Annotated in this window: 17 protein-coding genes and 1 pseudogene; 10 read left to right on the top strand and 8 right to left on the bottom strand. The window is 34.9% G+C overall.

The annotated features are described in order from the left end of the window. The first annotated feature begins 119 nt into the window (after positions 1 to 119). From SACI_RS04090 to SACI_RS04070, 6 genes are read left to right on the top strand one after another with little or no spacing between them, the layout of a single operon-like run. Positions 120 to 917 (top strand): sulfide-dependent adenosine diphosphate thiazole synthase, encoded by a 798-nt coding sequence (locus SACI_RS04090; protein WP_011277723.1) that lies wholly within the window; start codon positions 120 to 122, stop codon positions 915 to 917. Positions 918 to 943: 26 nt separating this feature from the next. Then, the gene (locus tag SACI_RS04085) at positions 944 to 1,300 is read left to right on the top strand and encodes a 30S ribosomal protein S24e (RefSeq protein WP_011277722.1); all 357 of its coding nucleotides are present in this window, start codon (positions 944 to 946) and stop codon (positions 1,298 to 1,300) included. After that, positions 1,272 to 1,475: a 30S ribosomal protein S27ae gene (locus SACI_RS11595; protein WP_011277721.1), complete on the top strand. Its 204-nt coding sequence runs from the start codon at positions 1,272 to 1,274 to the stop codon at positions 1,473 to 1,475. The genes SACI_RS04085 and SACI_RS11595 overlap by 29 nt, the downstream gene beginning before the upstream one ends. Beyond that, complete coding sequence (kae1, locus tag SACI_RS04080; RefSeq protein ID WP_011277720.1) at positions 1,472 to 2,470, top strand: KEOPS complex N(6)-L-threonylcarbamoyladenine synthase Kae1; 999 nt, start codon at positions 1,472 to 1,474, stop codon at positions 2,468 to 2,470. The genes SACI_RS11595 and kae1 overlap by 4 nt, the downstream gene beginning before the upstream one ends. Beyond that, positions 2,461 to 3,120, top strand: coding sequence for a Kae1-associated kinase Bud32 (locus SACI_RS04075; RefSeq protein ID WP_011277719.1), 660 nt, complete (start codon positions 2,461 to 2,463; stop codon positions 3,118 to 3,120). Before kae1 ends, SACI_RS04075 begins: the two co-directional genes overlap by 10 nt. A gap of 16 nt (positions 3,121 to 3,136) precedes the next feature. Further along, the gene (locus SACI_RS04070) at positions 3,137 to 3,649 is read left to right on the top strand and encodes an XTP/dITP diphosphatase (RefSeq protein ID WP_370685262.1); all 513 of its coding nucleotides are present in this window, start codon (positions 3,137 to 3,139) and stop codon (positions 3,647 to 3,649) included. Here the strand turns inward: SACI_RS04070 and SACI_RS04065 are convergent. Beyond that, positions 3,633 to 4,613 (bottom strand): aldo/keto reductase, encoded by a 981-nt coding sequence (locus tag SACI_RS04065; RefSeq protein ID WP_011277717.1) that lies wholly within the window; start codon positions 4,611 to 4,613, stop codon positions 3,633 to 3,635. The two genes, SACI_RS04070 and SACI_RS04065, sit on opposite strands and share 17 nt — an antisense overlap. A gap of 59 nt (positions 4,614 to 4,672) precedes the next feature. Here SACI_RS04065 and SACI_RS04060 point away from each other — a divergent pair, with 59 nt between their 5' ends. After that, positions 4,673 to 5,002, top strand: coding sequence for a hypothetical protein (locus SACI_RS04060; RefSeq protein WP_011277716.1), 330 nt, complete (start codon positions 4,673 to 4,675; stop codon positions 5,000 to 5,002). Here SACI_RS04060 and SACI_RS04055 read toward each other — a convergent pair. The 5 genes from SACI_RS04055 to SACI_RS04035 form a co-directional block, all read right to left on the bottom strand. After that, positions 4,985 to 5,944: a V0D/AC39 family V-type ATPase subunit gene (locus tag SACI_RS04055; protein ID WP_011277715.1), complete on the bottom strand. Its 960-nt coding sequence runs from the start codon at positions 5,942 to 5,944 to the stop codon at positions 4,985 to 4,987. The two genes, SACI_RS04060 and SACI_RS04055, sit on opposite strands and share 18 nt — an antisense overlap. Beyond that, positions 5,941 to 6,270 carry a hypothetical protein gene (locus SACI_RS04050; protein ID WP_011277714.1) on the bottom strand — a complete coding sequence of 110 codons (330 nt, stop codon included), beginning with the start codon at positions 6,268 to 6,270 and terminating at the stop codon, positions 5,941 to 5,943. Before SACI_RS04050 ends, SACI_RS04055 begins: the two co-directional genes overlap by 4 nt. Positions 6,271 to 6,287: 17 nt before the next feature. Then, positions 6,288 to 7,055 (bottom strand): tRNA (adenine-N1)-methyltransferase, encoded by a 768-nt coding sequence (locus SACI_RS04045; protein ID WP_011277713.1) that lies wholly within the window; start codon positions 7,053 to 7,055, stop codon positions 6,288 to 6,290. Positions 7,056 to 7,132: 77 nt separating this feature from the next. After that, positions 7,133 to 7,285 carry a ribbon-helix-helix domain-containing protein gene (locus tag SACI_RS04040; RefSeq protein WP_011277712.1) on the bottom strand — a complete coding sequence of 51 codons (153 nt, stop codon included), beginning with the start codon at positions 7,283 to 7,285 and terminating at the stop codon, positions 7,133 to 7,135. 37 nt (positions 7,286 to 7,322) lie between these two features. Further along, positions 7,323 to 8,078: a TrmB family transcriptional regulator gene (locus tag SACI_RS04035; RefSeq protein ID WP_011277711.1), complete on the bottom strand. Its 756-nt coding sequence runs from the start codon at positions 8,076 to 8,078 to the stop codon at positions 7,323 to 7,325. Between the two features lie 49 nt (positions 8,079 to 8,127). On the opposite strand from SACI_RS04035, the gene SACI_RS04030 reads away from it, so the two are divergent. Continuing rightward, positions 8,128 to 8,457 carry a 30S ribosomal protein S25e gene (locus SACI_RS04030; protein ID WP_011277710.1) on the top strand — a complete coding sequence of 110 codons (330 nt, stop codon included), beginning with the start codon at positions 8,128 to 8,130 and terminating at the stop codon, positions 8,455 to 8,457. 16 nt (positions 8,458 to 8,473) lie between these two features. On the opposite strand, the gene SACI_RS04025 is transcribed toward SACI_RS04030, so the two are convergent. Beyond that, a complete protein-coding gene (locus tag SACI_RS04025; RefSeq protein WP_011277709.1) occupies positions 8,474 to 9,367 on the bottom strand; it encodes a carbon-nitrogen hydrolase family protein in 894 nt (297 codons plus the stop codon). Between the two features lie 4 nt (positions 9,368 to 9,371). Further along, a pseudogene (rgy, locus tag SACI_RS04020) lies at positions 9,372 to 13,119 on the bottom strand (reverse gyrase). A gap of 53 nt (positions 13,120 to 13,172) precedes the next feature. On the opposite strand from rgy, the gene SACI_RS04015 reads away from it, so the two are divergent. Then, positions 13,173 to 15,416, top strand: a complete 2,244-nt coding sequence (locus tag SACI_RS04015) for a CDC48 family AAA ATPase (protein WP_011277707.1) — start codon at positions 13,173 to 13,175, stop codon at positions 15,414 to 15,416. After that, positions 15,413 to 16,654, top strand: coding sequence for a 2,3-bisphosphoglycerate-independent phosphoglycerate mutase (locus tag SACI_RS04010; RefSeq protein WP_011277706.1), 1,242 nt, complete (start codon positions 15,413 to 15,415; stop codon positions 16,652 to 16,654). The genes SACI_RS04015 and SACI_RS04010 overlap by 4 nt, the downstream gene beginning before the upstream one ends. The last annotated feature ends 13 nt before the right edge of the window (positions 16,655 to 16,667 follow it).

Genomic DNA, 16,667 nt, shown 5'->3' with positions numbered 1-16,667 from the left:
TTACGGCTGTTATATTCGTATTTAACTGCATTGGCATAACTATTACTCTACAAATAGGTTAATAAGTATGATATAAAAATACATATAAGTGAGTTTATAACCTATTTAATTGATAAGACATGTCAGATTCAATCAAAATCAAAGCAATAGATGAAGTGAAAATTAGCAGGTATATTATAAAGCAAACTATGGAAGATTGGATGAACTTTGTTGAAAATGATGTAGTTATTGTGGGAGCAGGACCTGCTGGGATGAGCGCAGCTTATTACTTAGCAAAACACGGCTTAAAAACATTAGTTTTCGAGAGAAGGTTAAGCTTTGGAGGAGGTATAGGAGGAGGTGCCATGCTATTTCATAAATTAGTAATTGAGAGTCCTGCTGATGAAGTATTAAAAGAAATGAATATAAGACTAGAAAAAGTTGAGGATGGGGTTTACATCGTAGATTCAGCAGAATTTATGGCAAAACTAGCTGCATCTGCAATTGATGCTGGAGCAAAAATTATACATGGAGTTACTGTAGATGATGTAATATTTAGAGAAAATCCACTTAGAGTTGCAGGTGTTGCAGTAGAATGGACAGCAACTCAAATGGCTGGACTCCACGTTGACCCGGTGTTTATATCAGCTAAAGCTGTTGTTGATGCAACAGGTCATGACGCAGAGGTTGTTGCAGTAGCTTCAAGAAAGATACCAGAGTTAGGAATAGTTATTCCAGGTGAAAGATCTGCTTATAGTGAAATGGCTGAAAAACTTACTGTAGAACAAACAGGTGTAGTTGCTCCTGGACTCTATGTTGCAGGTATGTCAGTAACCGAAGTTAGAGGTTTACCTAGAATGGGTCCAATATTCGGTTCCATGGTTCTGTCAGGTAAAAAAGTTGCTGAAGATATTATAAAGGATCTCCGTAACTCTTAAAGTCTATTTCCTATTTTTATTATCCGATGTCTCAACAAATCAAAATTAAGGTCTCAGATAAGGTTGAAGGTATAGTTGAAAGAGATATTCAAAATAATGTTGCTAATAGGAGAGAACTATACATTAAACTCTTTCACATAGGTTCTGGAACTCCATCAAGGAAAGAATTAGTGAAAGCTATAGCCTCTACATTTAGCACAGCTGAGGATCTTGTGGTTGTAAAGAAGGTATTTACAAACTATGGATCTGGAATAAGTTATGCAAGAGTGAATGTATACAAAGATAAGGATAGTCTCCAAAAACTTGAACCGCAATATTTAATAGGAAGAGATACCGGGCAAAAGATAAAGAAGGGTGGTAAGAGTGCCCAAAAACAACAATGAAAATCAATCTAAAGCTGTAGTAAGAACTTATTACGAAGTAGAACAAGATTCAATAAAGCTAAAGAATAAAAAATGTCCTAGATGCGGCAGTATCATGGCTCATCACATGAAGCCTCTGGAACGATGGGCATGCGGTAAATGTGGCTATACCGAATTTATAGGTAAATCCAGATGATAATATTAGGAATAGAGAGTACCGCTCATACTTTTGGTGTAGGTATAGTCAAAGAAGAAAACAATAGTATCAAAATTTTAGCTAATGTTAAGGATACTTACATACCGCCACAAGGTGGCATGAAACCATCAGAGTTAGCTAGACATCATGTTGAACAAGCGCCTATTATAGTGAAAAAAGCTTTAGATGAAGCCAAAGTAAATATGAAAGATATAGATGGCGTAGCGGTAGCTTTAGGTCCAGGTATAGGTCCTGCATTGAGAGTAGGTGCTACAGTTGCTAGAGCATTAGCTTTATCTTTCAATAAGAAACTTATCCCTGTAAATCACGGAATAGCTCACATAGAAATTGGTATGTACTCTACGAATGCAAAAGATCCTCTTATCTTATACCTTTCAGGAGGAAACACTATAATTTCTATATTCTTTGATAGAAAGTATAGAGTTTTCGGAGAAACACTCGACATCGCATTAGGTAATATGATTGACGTATTTGTGAGAGAAGCTGGACTTGCTCCTCCTTATGTTGTAAATGGTGTTCACCAAATAGATATTTGTGCAGACAAAGGTAAGGAGTATGTTGAACTACCATATATAGTGAAAGGACAAGATATGTCTTATTCAGGTTTACTAACTGCAGCCCTAAAACTGTTAAGCAAGAGAAATTTACCAGATATCTGCTATAGTGTCAGAGAAATAGCTTTTGACATGCTATTGGAGGCTACCGAGAGAGCAATGGCTCTTACTGGAAAAAATGAAATTCTAGTTGTAGGTGGTGTTGCGGCTAGTGTTAGTCTAAAGAGTAAACTTGAGAAATTAGCTGCTGATAGGGGGGCTGAGCTAAAAATAGTTCCTTCACAATATTCCGGTGATAATGGTGCGATGATAGCATATACAGGATTATTGGCGGCTAAACACAGAGTATTTATACCTATAGAAAAGTCCATAATAAGACCCAGGTGGAGAATAGATAAAGTTGATATACCATGGAGATAGTCAGAGAGATAAAAAGAGGAGCGGAAGCTATAATATACGAGGGGTATTTTGCAGGCATACATGCTGTGTTTAAAAAAAGGATAAAAAAGAGTTATAGAAACGATATTGTTGATAGAGCCATTAATGAGAGCAGAACCAAATTGGAAGCTAGAATGATATACTCAGCTCTAAAATCTGGGGTAAATGTACCAGCAATACTTTTGGTTGATCCTATACAATTCCTGATAGTAATGGAATATATAGAGGGTACTACACTAAGGGATATATTTAACCAAGGAAGAAACTTAAGGGAGTTAGGAAAAGAAATGGGCTTAATGATATCCCTTCTTCATAAGGCTAATATAATCCACGGAGATCTAACTACGACAAATATGATATACACAGATGAAGGATTATTTCTAATTGATTTCGGACTTGCTAAGAAAAGTAATGATATTGAGGATTTTGCAACAGATATTCATGTTTTATTGAGATCCCTAGAAAGTATTCACAGTCATTTTAAAGACGAAATATTTGAAGGATTCAAGGAAGGATACTCTACCATGATGGACTCAGACAAAGTTATAGAAAAAATGAAGGAGATTAGAATGAGGGGAAGATACGTTGAAGAAAGAAGAAAAAAGAGAGATAATACTAGTCACGTCCAATGAGAATAAGTTCAAAGAAATGAATAGTATAGCTCAGAATTTTAACGTCTCACTGATATGGTTTAACATACCTAAGGTGGAGATTCAGGCTGATTCGCTAGAGGAAATTGTTAAATTTTCAGCAATCATAGCGTATAATCAAATCAATAGACCTCTGATTGTAGAAGATAGTGGATTATTTATAGAGGCGTTAAACGGATTTCCAGGACCTTATAGTAATTACGTCAGAAGAAAGATAGGGATGGAAGGGATTATTAGATTATTAGAAGGGGAAAAAAATAGAAAAGCGTACTTCTCTACTGTATTAGCTTATGTTGATAGTACTCAACTAAAGTTATTTGAGGGTAGAGTATATGGTAGTATTAGCACTGAAATAAGAGGAACCAAAGGGTTTGGATATGATCCTATATTTATACCAGATGGAGTAAACCTAACTTTTGGAGAAATGAGTACAGAAGAGAAGAATAAGTATTCTCATAGAGCTATAGCATTTAGAAAATTTTTAGAATATTTAGCTACTTATACTGTTTAGTCTCCTCAATACTCTCGTCATTTAAATCTCTATAATTTCGTATTGAGTAAGAATACAGATAATCGTATTCTGTTTCGGTTAATTGTTCCAAATTTTCAACTTTTGCAAATTCTTCTAACTCACTAATAGATGCTACATTGGGAATTACTGAGGTAACTCTCTTATTATATAAAATGAACTTAAGTGCTAATTGAGCTAGAGTCATATGCTTAGACCTTGCAAATGATATAAGGTCTCTTGATCTTTCAATTGCTTTATTTATCCAGTTTATATCCTTATATCTTCTATGAAATTTAGGATCGTTATATATAGGCCACTTAGATTCATTTAAAGCGTCTGATGCATGAGGAACTCTAACAAAGTGGGCTATGTCATAATTCAAGAACTCGATTCCTGGTCTTAGTTCAATTAAGTTATATATATATTCAAGAGAACCATATCCCATTTTTATTGCCTCTAATCCTTCCTCACCCCACCCTAAAGTTGGACCTAAAGCTACACCTATAACCCGTACTTTACCGTCCTTTCTCAGGCTATCCAAAAAGTCATACAATTTTTTATTCTTTATATCGTTTATTTTAGGGTTGTGAATCATAAGTATATCAACATAGTCTGTGTTCAAACGTTCAAGGCTTTTTTCAAAAGCAAATGATAGATAATCAAGACTATAGTTTCGAGGGTATTTCCCATTCACCGAGTTATGGTAGAAGTCTAGACCTATTTTAGTTAGAATCACTACTTTATCTCGCTTAGAGGAGAATACTTTACCTAAAATACTTTCCCCTAATCCTTCTCCATATACATCGGCAGTATCATAAAAGTTAATCCCTAATTCAAAAGCACGTCTTAGTATGTCTTCAGCTTTATTAACGTCAGCACCCCATTCTTTCGTCACCAAACTCCAAAGCCCAATCCCTAGCTCGGAAATCTCGATCCCTGTATTACTTATAGTTCTTGTTCTCATGCTAATACCCTTCGCATTACTGATTTCTTTTTTTGAAAGTAAAAAGATTAGTGTATACAATGCTGGTAAAAGTACCACAAAGAGTTTTTGAGACAATTATATCAGAATTGAAGTCAAAAGTTTACGATTATAACGATAGTATAAAGGACTTTGGAGTATATTTAAAGCCTTATCATTTAGTCTACAAGAACGATAAGAAGTACATTTACATTGGTAAATACTGGTACAAGTTAGAAAAGAATAAAGGTAAACTTAGATGGATTTATCTAGGCAGGGAGAAACCATATCCAAATATGCCAGACCCACCTGAGATACCTGATTACACAATAGTTAGAAATAAAGATGGTGAATATATAATAGATTCAAAAATTTTAGACTATATCAAATGATAGTTGGTTCTTTATCTTGTCATTTATTTTAAGAGCTATACCATTTAGTATTGTTACTAAATCCTCATAATCTAATTTTGTTAACTCCGCAATTGCCAAAACAGACACTACAGATGGTGAATTCATAAATGCGTTTATTGAAGCGTTTCGAGCAAGAACTCTAGCAGCACGTTTAAATGAGGCTAATAAATCATAAGGATTACCTAAGGTGAGAAGTTTTGCATAACTCGTTCTGCTCAATATATTACTAAGTTCATCTGGTCTAGCCATGTTAATTATATCTCTAATTATATCTGATGAGATCTTACATATAGACCTCTCCTGCTCCTTTAACGTGAATGCAAGGGAAACTGCGACATAGTCAACATAACCACATATAATCTCTTGTGCCTTCATCCTCGCATCTCCGGTTATATTACTTATGATTTGATATAGCCGATCGACGAAATAGTATTCTAAGTAGGAATTTATTCGAGATGGCGTTTTATTCCCTGCTTTATCCAGAGAAAATCTAAGAGCTTCCTTATAGGTTCCTTTCACAGTAGAAACTACATCCTCTAATGATTGTGGTCTTACATCAACAAGCTCCTTTAAGTACCTAACATTTACACCATCCTTCTTACCTAGAACACTAGCTGATATTACAGCTTCTATATCCTCCAGAGTTAGTATAAATTCGTATAAATCTAAAATTTGAGCAGCCACCTTAGAGTTTAATGTGTATTGTTTCAATGTTGCAACAGTTTTTACAGCCTTGTCCCTCAATAAATTTTCCGCATCCTCTAACTTTGAGGGAATCTCTGGAATTAGACCTTTGTCTTTAAGTATTGTAACAGCGTCTTTCCAGTTCTTAGTGTCTAATAGCTCTAATACTGTGGATTTGGTTAGAGTATTAGCTTTATATACCCTAGCTAATGCTGTTACATATACGTTTGTACTCATTTATAAGCCTCCAGAAGTTTTGATATAACAAAATCTACAGCCTTATCTAGATTAGCTTCTGCTAACTGCTTTATTTTATTAATCTCCTTACTTCTCTCTTCACCATACTTTAGTCTAAGTTTATTTGCTTCTTCTGCATACTTCCTTTCCAACTCAGCAGAAATACTGGTTACGTATTCTTCTGCTACGGATTTCAATTTTTGGGTAAGACTTTCAGAAAGTAAAATAAGCTTCTTTCCGTCTTCAGCGATCTTTTTCTCTATCTCTTTCAGATTAGTTTCATACTTAACTACGGCGTCCGCATAAACTTTAATCTTTGAAGACATCTTGGTATGAATTAATATTAACTCACTTTTATTCGTTTTCTTCCTCTAATTATGTATCCAGTATGGATTACTCCTATATTTCTTGGTCTAACAGCATTCTCCTTCATTTGATACTCCCTTATTATTAACTCCTCAGCATGAACATCTACGAAATCACTTAGTGATGGTATTACTTTTTCTATTTGGTTTACAGTGGGAACAAATATGATTAAAGACCCTGAGGGCTTCAGTGCTTTTCTCACAGTCTCCATTGCATTCCAAGGGTCTGGCATATCTAAGAATATTGCGTCTACATTGACCTCTTCTATACCTTCCCTTATATCCTTTAACTTAAATATTATTCTATCTGAGAGCCCTAAATAGGATGCATTCCTTTTGGCAATATCTTGCATATCTTCCCTAACGTCATAAGTCACGATTTTCGTCGAATTACCTAAAAAATATGCAAGTGAAAGAGTAAGGAATCCTGATCCCGTTCCTGCTTCCACAATAGTACTCCCTGGTTGAACACCTGAAGAGTAGATTATATATCCTATATCTTTTGGATACAATACTTGGGACAGTCTTTTCAATCCTCTATATAGATCTATAGGCGTTGGCTTCAGTAAATATGCCTTAATCCCAGTGGAAAGCAGTATTTCTGAACCATATTCTAAGCCTATTAATTTACCTAGATCAATGTAACCCTTATCTGTACTAAAAACCTTGTTTTGGATTAGCTTAACTAAATATATTCTTTTTGGATCAACCCATATTACTACAGGATCTCCTTCATTTAATGGCATTGGGAAGAATATACTAGGAGTATAATTTAAAATCAGTTCTGATGTCTTATTTCATTGATCAAAAATACCAGCTTTCATCACTCACTATCACTTACCCATAGTTCCTTCCTTATAAAATCATTTAATGCAAGTCTTATAACTTCACTTCTAGACGTGTATCTTCCTGTATTAACCAACTCATCTATGGCTTCTAGGAATTGCTCCGGAAGCTTTACTGTAATTATTCTCATCCTATATCGTATATATCACTTTGAAACGCTTACATTTTTAAGCATTTTTCCCTAAATTCTCAGACTGACCCCATAAATACTGAAAATAAACCTTTCCTATATCTATGAAATAAACGTGATTTGAATATAGCCCATATAATGATTCCTCAGATGACTTTATGATAAGTAAGATACCCTTATCCGTAATAAGACCGCTACCAAACATTGAATTAACATATTTCTTTTGAACGACTTGTGGTAGCTCTATTTTCATACTATCTACTAAAATAACCTTGACGTCACTTCTATATGAATTACTCTCTAACAATTTCACTATGTGATCATTTAATATTCCGTCAAATGATAATGCGAAATAGTAAATATTCGATGGCTCTGCTAATAATTGGGTAATCATATTAGGTAAGTTCTCTGAAGACACCGATATGACGTTATATAATGATGTCGTTGAAGAAAATAAAATACTCATTGGAATGATTAATTCTCTTTCTATTCTTTCAACCATATCCATGATATTTCTCTTTACGCTAACCCAAACATCTGTTACTGGGTTAGCTGAATAAAGGGATGGCTTTTTTCCAACTCTCTTTATCCATCCCCTAGCCTCTAATTTAGATAGAATACTATATACTTTCGTGTATGATATATTCATGCTATTGGAAACGTCTTTGGCTGTCATTTTTCCGTTAACTAAAAGGAGGAAATACACTTTTAGTTCATTTCTACTTATACCAAAGACGGATCCTATCTTACCTATTCTTCCTATTATTTCATCTACTGAAATCTGTTTACTCATGAGAAACGTTTAATAGTTTAAAGGATTAAAGTATTAGCTGGTGTAAGTAATGGGCGGAGCAAGTAAAAAGCCGATTGGTACAATAGAAAAAAGAGTAAAGAAAATGGAGGAGGAACAACAGAAAAAAGGACAGAAAAGGACTACTTCAAAAACAGGAAAAGAGATAACGTCCAAATCTATAACTATAGACAAAGACACTGTGTCTAAAGTACAAGAAGAATTAAAGAAGGAGAAAATTATAACACCGTATACACTGGCAAGCAAAATAAATGTGACCATTAGTGTAGCTAAAAAGATTCTTGAGGAACTAGAAAGACAAGGGATGCTTGCTAAAGTTACAAAAAACAGAAGAATTGTAGTTTATCAATTAAATTCTTAGAAATTACTTGTTTTACTTAGTTATCCTCTATCTTTTCTTTATCCATGATCCTCTTTCTTTCTACTCCTTTCATTTTCTTGGCATTTTTACAAAGACCTAATATAATATTTTCTAAATTACCTACTTTACCTAATTTATCCTGAGCCCCACTCTCCTGTAGAAGGACTGTTGTCTCGACGTATAATACAGTATCATCTTCTTCAGCTTGCTTGTACACTAATGAGTTTACACTGGTAACAAAGGTTGGCGAACTACCTATAATATCTCCATTTTCGTCCTCTATCATTTCACCAACTAAAATATATGGTATTTCGTTTTCTAGAGTTCTTGATATAGCTACATGTTTAATAATGTCGCTACTGTTATTCTTTGAATATGCCTTAATTGAGCCAATAACAGCGACACTACTTCCTAACGCCAAAATTCTATTTATCTCCGGCGAAAACAAATCGTCTTCTGATATAATTCCGTATCGCTTGTCTAATGATAAGAACATTGGCTCTTTTCCTGAAGATATTCCTAGCCTCGTATCTTTCTCGGATATTATGACTTTACGATATTTACCTATTATTTCACCTTGAGGTGAAATAATTAGACTAGTAAGAAATATTTTTGGACCGGCTTGCTCTAAAATTGGACCAGCCATTAAGTGAACTTCTCCCTCCATCGCTAGATTAATTAGCATTTCGCTTATAGAACCTGGAATCTTTTCAGCTAAATTTCGTATTACACTACGAGATTTCTTCTCGTTTTCATAGACCTCAAAAAGATTCCCTATAGGAAATAATGAGGGAAGGACTACCAGTTTAGCTCCTTTCTCTTTAGCCACTTTTATTAGTCTACGAGCTTTCTCAATGTTAGCTTTTCTGCTAGCTTCCTTTAATCTTAAATGAAGTAAACCTATGAGCATTTTTTCACCGTATTTCGTTTATTTCTTCATAAACTTGTTTCAAGACTTCTTCATATTTTTCTTGACCTGCCTCAACCATATCCATCAACTGTAACAATTTTCTTGTTCTATCCTCTGAAACAAATCTACCGTAATTTTCATTTAAATACTTATTGACCTCTACGCCCAGCCTTGTTGGTATTAATTTTTTAGTTTTAAGACTTTCTAAGACATAACCTCTTCTGAGAATAGTACCTATAATTGTCGCATAAGTACTAGGTCTGCCGATCTTTTTATTCTTCATCTCCATAACTAAATCTGCCTGAGTATATAAATTAACTGTGCTTTTGATAAACGAATTAGAAATTTCAATTGAAAAATCTGTTGGTATAGAACGCCCAAGCTCCTTTAGCCTCTCTGCCACAGATCTTGATACATTCCTTACGGGTACATATGCAAATTTAGAGATTTCAGTATCGATTCCGGGCAAAGTAATCCCCGTTATAACTTCTATTATATTTTGATTACTATTTATTTTTTCTTTCTTATTTTCTCCATATAATTCTATTTTAACAATTTCTTTGCGAACTTTTAAAGGAATTATTTGACTAGAAATAAATCGTCTAAATATTATATCATAAACTTTGAAATGATTATTAGTTAATCTTTTCGCTAACTCTAACTCACCCTCCTCTATTAATAATCTTAGTTGTTCTACATCGATAGGTTTAGTTGGTCTAATCCCCTCATGAGCTCCACCATCTCCCCAGCTTCTTGGTTTAAAAATATTAGTGTACTTATCACCAAGAACATCTTTCAAATAGTTCTCTGCTACACTAATTCCAGTATTTGATATCCTGTTACTATCAGTTCTATGATAAGTTATGAGTCCAAGTTCAAAAAGATCTTGAGCAATTCTCATGGTCTCTGGTGCAGAAAGACCAAAGAAATTGTTAGAGTCAGAAAGTAATGTATCTGTAGTATATGGGGGTAGAGGACCAAACTCTTCCTCCAATTGATTAATTTCATTAAAAACTACAACAATTTTACTATTCTTTCTAACACCATCTTGCTTAGGGACGTAGATAACTATATCTTGTAACTGGTCTATCTTTCCATAATATACTCTACTCTTATTTCTCTGATATTCAGTGTACCTGTCAACTATCCAGCTTAAGACAGGAGTCTGAACCCTGCCTGCGCTCAGGTTCTTATTTTCATTACAGTTAAGCTGTTTATTCGACGATAGAGATTTACAATATTCAGGCCAAAACCTAGTCTGCAATATTGACGATAGTTTAAACCCAATCCATCTATCCTCAATTCTTCTTACCAATTGTGATTTAACTAAATTTACGTTAAATTCTCTAGGCTGATTGATAGCTTGTAATATAGCTTTTCTAGTTACCTCATGAAATTCAGCTCTCCTGATATTACTATTGTAAGGTCTTAGAGCTAAATACAGATCCCATGCTATTTTCTCACCTTCCGTATCAGGATCGGTGCCTATTAACACCTCGTCAGCCTCTACAGCTAAATTCCTTAAAACGTTTATAGATTTCAAACTGTCGTAGCGCACCTTTGTTGTCATACACCTAGGACACTTATTTGATTCAAAGAAATCGGTAAACTGATGATTATTTTCACACTTCTTTATACTATTATATATAGGAATGAAGACTAAAGAGGAATTCTGTTTCATTATATCTACTCCATAAATACCCATGTCCTGAGTAGTTAAGTCATAAACATGACCACCAGATGCTGTAACCATAAGAACTTTATCACCTAGCACTGTCTCATATACTCTCATATTTCCAATTTGCCTAATACTAGGTCTTGAAAAGAAACTGGATATAGTTTTAGCTTTATTGGGAGATTCTACAACGAGGAGAACAGTCTTTACTTTTTGCAGTGCAGGCGCAACATTACCCTCATTTTTTAGTTTCGATATCTCATTCCTCTCTTCATTAATTTTTGAAATTAGATTCTTTATTTCTACGTCTCCTGCTGTCCACTTTTCAACATCTAATTCTCGCCATTGTATATCATCTAATATGTATTGCAACTTTTTATTTAGAAGTCTAAACAAATTAAAATCATCGACTAATAGAATAGATAGACCAGTGGTAACGTCTCCTGCATATATCCTGGACGTTCTTCCGCTAGCCTGAACATAGGTAAGATAGTCTGGAATCAGTATATCATTATCAGGAGATAATACGAAATCTCCTATCTCGCTTATTCTCTTCAGTACATTTTGATTACTAAGATACTTATTTAACAAATCGTATGCTTTAAGTAATATACTATCCTCTAGTTTACCTTCCTTTGCCTGAACTGATAACATGGTTAATGCTGCAGGAGATAGCCTTCGTATTTTATCCTTAACTCTTCTTGATATGTATATAACTTCTTGATCCTTTGTAATGAGCGCTATCAAACTTAATAATCGACTTAAAGTGAGTAGATTTACCTTTTCTCCCAATCTGAACTTGAACTTAGGTATTCCGACAAATATTGAGTACTTTACCCTCCAGGGAAGATCTAACCCTCTTACAAGAATACCGTAATGAGTTGCAGAACCGATTAATACGTCTATTTCACCATTAGCGAAATCGTCTATTTTAGTTGCTGATGTCGATGTTATGGCAGCTACATTGAACTCATTACTTAACTCGCTTTGTAATCTTTTGATGTATTCTTGTTTTTTGTCTACTGGCACAAATATTAATCCGCCGTCGCCCAACCTATGCAGGAGAGATTTAATTAGGTTAAAAGTCTCTTGTTCTTTATCAGGCTGCTTAACATACATGTCATATACTTTTCTGATATATATTACTGAACTTCCCGGCTTAAATCCCACTAATGACGTTAAAATTGGATTACTACGATTTAAGGTTGCTGACGAAAATATAACAGTCTTTGATGCTAATCTATCTTTTCTAATTTTATCTATTTCCTCAAAAATGTATTCATTTTGTTCATTTTTCTGAGTATTTTCTCTATATTTTTTCAAACTCTCTTTAATTTTGTCTTGGTCACTAGGCGTAAATCCTAGTAATTTAAGAATAGCCTGCGCACTCTTGCTAGACTTCAATGCGGTATCTACATCGTCTACAAATAAGAACTGATAACTAGTTGAGGAGATCTGATCTATATTATCAATCAAAAATCTGTTTGTAGATATGAAAATATCAAATGTCTTTGACTGTAATCCTTCATCTGCCTCTTTTCTCTCTGAAGCTTGACATTCCTGAGTAATAATAAATGACTTTTGGAGGATTCTCCTTTATCTCGGCTAGATTTTGTATATAAGAGGATAATTTATCAATAGCTTGCCTTACAAGGCTTTTAGTTGGAAACACTAATATTGATTTCTTGCCTCTTAAATAGAGGTAAATAGATGAAATAAGACCAAAGGTGGTTTTGCCTAAACCAGGAGGAGCTATTATTGCAAAACTCTCTCCGCTTAGCAACCTATATATCCAACTTTTTTGAGGACCAAAGGGTGGAAAGCCCAATAATCTCCTAAATACAGAAACAAAACTTTCATAATCATCTAGCACTCTCTGAATATCTTTCAATTTGATTAAATTTCCCTGTTTTTCTATGTCCTTTATTAAGTCCCCAATATTTTTATATTCTTTATCTTCCTCTAGACATATATTGCATACTGATCCTAGAAGTAACCTATATGTCGAAATAGATCTCCCACAATTAGGACATGAGAATAAATATATTGAGGGTGGAATATCACTCAAAGACTGCACACAGTATTTTATTACAGTTAGACTTATTTAAAAAGGTTAAAGTAATATGTCACATGAGTCAAAGTATTAAGTTTAGAGTTACTGAAGCTAGACAGAGAGACGTTGGAAAAAAAGTAGCTAGAATTTCAGAAACTTCCATGAGAAAATTAAATGTAGAAGCCGGAGATTACATAGAAATTATAGGACAAGATGGGAATTCTGCTTTAGCTCAAGTAATGCCTGCATACGATATATCCGATGACGAAATTAGAATAGATGGTTACATCAGAAAGTCTATAAAAGTTGGAATAGGAGATGATGTAACTGTCAGAAAAACCAATGTGTCACCAGCAAGTAAAGTAGTGTTAGCACCTACACAACCAATTAGATTTGACAATAGTTTTGTAGAATATGTAAAAGATACACTAATGGACAAACCATTAGCTAAAGGAGAGACACTTCCAATACCAATCTATACGGGAACCTTAGAACTGACAGTTGTGAATACACAACCCTCAAATTACGTTTATGTTACAGGTAGTACAAATATTGAAATAAGAGAAGAACCAGTAAAAGAGAGCTCATTAGCTTATCCTAAAGTAAGCTGGGAAGATATAGGCGATCTAGAGGAAGCAAAACAGAAAATAAGAGAAATTGTGGAATGGCCAATGAGACATCCAGAACTATTCCAGAGACTAGGAATTGACCCACCTAAGGGAATATTATTATACGGTCCACCAGGTACAGGTAAAACCTTACTAGCAAGAGCGTTAGCAAATGAGATCGGAGCCTACTTTATAACCGTTAATGGACCAGAGATAATGAGTAAATTCTATGGAGAGAGCGAGCAAAGAATAAGAGAGATATTTAAAGAAGCCGAAGAAAATGCACCGTCAATAATATTTATTGACGAGATAGATGCCATAGCACCAAAAAGAGAAGATGTTACCGGAGAAGTAGAAAAAAGAGTGGTAGCGCAACTACTGACACTTATGGATGGAATTAAAGGCAGAGGTAGAGTTATAGTTATTGGTGCCACAAATAGACCAGACGCAATAGATCCTGCCCTTAGAAGACCAGGTAGATTCGATAGGGAAATTGAAATAAGACCACCCGACACCAAGGGAAGAAAGGATATACTTCAAGTTCACACTAGAAATATGCCTATTACAGATGATGTTGATCTCGATAAATTAGCCGAGATGACATATGGTTATACTGGAGCAGATTTAGCGGCTTTGGCAAAAGAAGCTGCAATATATGCACTAAGAAGATTCGTAGACGAGAAGAAATTAAACCTCGATCAACCAACTATTCCTGCAGAAATAATAAAGGAACTAAAAGTATCTATGAACGATTTCCTGAATGCACTGAAATCAATACAGCCATCTCTATTGAGAGAAGTATATGTAGAAGTTCCTAAAGTAAATTGGAATGATATTGGAGGACTGGATAACGTTAAGCAACAACTAAGAGAAGCTGTGGAATGGCCTTTGAGATTCCCTGAGTTATTTACTAAGTCAGGTGTAACACCTCCTAAGGGTATTTTGTTGTTTGGTCCTCCTGGTACTGGTAAGACTATGCTTGCAAAGGCTGTTGCAACAGAGAGTGGTGCAAACTTCATAGCAGTAAGGGGACCAGAAATACTATCAAAATGGGTTGGTGAAAGCGAAAAAGCAATAAGAGAAATATTCAGAAAAGCAAGACAAGCAGCACCAACAGTAATATTCTTCGATGAAATAGACTCAATAGCACCAATAAGAGGACTATCAACAGACAGCGGAGTAACAGAAAGAATAGTAAACCAACTACTAGCAGAAATGGACGGAATAGTACCATTAAATAAAGTGGTTATAATTGCAGCTACTAATAGGCCTGATATTTTGGATCCTGCTTTGCTTAGACCAGGTAGGTTTGATAGGTTGATTTATGTTCCTCCACCTGATAAGACTGCAAGGTTTGAGATTTTGAAGGTTCACACTAAAAATGTGCCATTGGCTGAAGATGTGTCACTTGAGGATATTGCAGAAAAAGCAGAAGGATATACAGGAGCAGACCTAGAGGCTTTGGTTAGAGAAGCTACTATTAACGCCATGAGATCTATTTACTCTATGTGTGACAAACAGTCTAGAGACGAATGCAAGGGTAACATGGAATGCTACCAAAAGCACATAAAAGAATGTATGAACAAAACCTCATTTAAGGTAAGTAAAGAGGATTTCGAAAAAGCCTTGAATGTTGTAAAAGCTTCCCTTACTCAAGCTGATATACAAAGATACGAGAGATTTTCAAAGGAGCTAAAGAGGGCGATAGCATGAAGCAATATAAAATTCTCTTATTCATTGCAGATGGTCTAGGAGATCGGCCTGTCACTAAACTAGAACATAAGACGCCTCTTGAGGCAGTGGAGAAACCAAATATAGGTGAATTACTTAAGAACTCCATAGCTGGGTTAATGGACCCTATATCCCCTGGAATAGTACCAGGAAGTGATACATCCCATTTAGCTATCTTTGGTATAGATCCATTTAAGTATTATAGGGGAAGAGGAGCGTTCGAAGCTATTGGAGCTGGTGCAAGACTCAAAGCAGGAGATGTAGCTTTTAGAGGGAACTTCGCAACTGTAGATAATAACCTTACTGTGATAGATAGGAGAGCAGGAAGGAAGGTTGATGAAGCAAAAGACCTGGTGCAAGAGTTAAACTCAAAGATTGGAGAAATAGATGGAGTTCAAGTTAAATTCTATCATGGTACAGAACATAGAGTAGCAGTTGTCCTTAGTGGTAAAGGCTTAAGCGATAAAATTAGCGATACTGATCCTCATGAGACCGGCGTTAAAGTTAAAAAAAGTGAGGCAACTGATGATACAAGAGAGGCTAAAATTACTGCTGAAGTTCTTAATAAACTCACAAATAGAATATACGATATACTTTCTAGTTCAGAATTGAATAAAAAAAGAATTGAAAGAGGAGAGTTACCTGCAAATATAGTACTTCTTAGGGGGGCAGCACAATATGTTGACCTGCCAAAATTTTATGATTACACTAAGATTAACGCGGCAGCAGTATCTGCAACAGCATTAATAAAAGGTATATGTAGCCAAATTGGAATGAATGTAGTTACTCCCAAGGGAGCCACAGGCGGACTAGATACAAACTATATAGGTAAAGCAGAAGAGGCATCGAAATTACTTAAAGAATATGACATGGTATTTCTTCACTTAAAAGCTACTGACGCAGCATCGCATGACGGAAATATTGACGGTAAGTTATATGCTATAAGTATGATAGATAAAATGATAGGTAGAGTATTAGACATTTATGGCTCAGAATTAATAATAGCTATCACAGGAGACCATGCAACTCCTGTTGAGGTAAAGGAACACACAGGTGACCCTGTACCTTTCTTGTTATACGTTCCATATAATATAGTTGCTGATAACGTAGATGATTTTAATGAAAAACAGTTACGTAAAGGGTCTCTAAGAATAAAAGGGTTGGATGTAATAAATCTATTACTGAACTATTCATATAGGTACGAGAAATTTGGAGCATGAAGAGGCTCGAAAG

Source organism: Sulfolobus acidocaldarius DSM 639, assembly GCF_000012285.1.
In the GTDB taxonomy this organism is placed as follows: Archaea; Thermoproteota; Thermoprotei_A; order Sulfolobales; family Sulfolobaceae; genus Sulfolobus; species Sulfolobus acidocaldarius.
The sequence above is the reverse complement of the archived record's forward strand: the minus strand, read 5'-3'. Positions and strand labels throughout refer to the sequence as shown.

What these genes read in the sequence shown, in the direction of transcription:
- SACI_RS04090 (WP_011277723.1), top strand. Translation starts at nt 120, where the DNA reads ATGTCAGATTCAATCAAAATCAAAGCAATAGATGAAGTGAAAATTAGC.
- SACI_RS04085 (WP_011277722.1), top strand. Translation starts at nt 944, where the DNA reads ATGTCTCAACAAATCAAAATTAAGGTCTCAGATAAGGTTGAAGGTATA.
- kae1 (WP_011277720.1), top strand. Translation starts at nt 1,472, where the DNA reads ATGATAATATTAGGAATAGAGAGTACCGCTCATACTTTTGGTGTAGGT.
- SACI_RS04075 (WP_011277719.1), top strand. Translation starts at nt 2,461, where the DNA reads ATGGAGATAGTCAGAGAGATAAAAAGAGGAGCGGAAGCTATAATATAC.
- SACI_RS04070 (WP_370685262.1), top strand. Translation starts at nt 3,137, where the DNA reads ATGAATAGTATAGCTCAGAATTTTAACGTCTCACTGATATGGTTTAAC.
- SACI_RS04065 (WP_011277717.1), bottom strand. Translation starts at nt 4,613, where the DNA reads ATGAGAACAAGAACTATAAGTAATACAGGGATCGAGATTTCCGAGCTA.
- SACI_RS04060 (WP_011277716.1), top strand. Translation starts at nt 4,673, where the DNA reads ATGCTGGTAAAAGTACCACAAAGAGTTTTTGAGACAATTATATCAGAA.
- SACI_RS04055 (WP_011277715.1), bottom strand. Translation starts at nt 5,944, where the DNA reads ATGAGTACAAACGTATATGTAACAGCATTAGCTAGGGTATATAAAGCT.
- SACI_RS04050 (WP_011277714.1), bottom strand. Translation starts at nt 6,270, where the DNA reads ATGTCTTCAAAGATTAAAGTTTATGCGGACGCCGTAGTTAAGTATGAA.
- SACI_RS04045 (WP_011277713.1), bottom strand. Translation starts at nt 7,055, where the DNA reads ATGCCATTAAATGAAGGAGATCCTGTAGTAATATGGGTTGATCCAAAA.
- SACI_RS04040 (WP_011277712.1), bottom strand. Translation starts at nt 7,285, where the DNA reads ATGAGAATAATTACAGTAAAGCTTCCGGAGCAATTCCTAGAAGCCATA.
- SACI_RS04035 (WP_011277711.1), bottom strand. Translation starts at nt 8,078, where the DNA reads ATGAGTAAACAGATTTCAGTAGATGAAATAATAGGAAGAATAGGTAAG.
- SACI_RS04030 (WP_011277710.1), top strand. Translation starts at nt 8,128, where the DNA reads ATGGGCGGAGCAAGTAAAAAGCCGATTGGTACAATAGAAAAAAGAGTA.
- SACI_RS04025 (WP_011277709.1), bottom strand. Translation starts at nt 9,367, where the DNA reads ATGCTCATAGGTTTACTTCATTTAAGATTAAAGGAAGCTAGCAGAAAA.
- SACI_RS04015 (WP_011277707.1), top strand. Translation starts at nt 13,173, where the DNA reads ATGAGTCAAAGTATTAAGTTTAGAGTTACTGAAGCTAGACAGAGAGAC.
- SACI_RS04010 (WP_011277706.1), top strand. Translation starts at nt 15,413, where the DNA reads ATGAAGCAATATAAAATTCTCTTATTCATTGCAGATGGTCTAGGAGAT.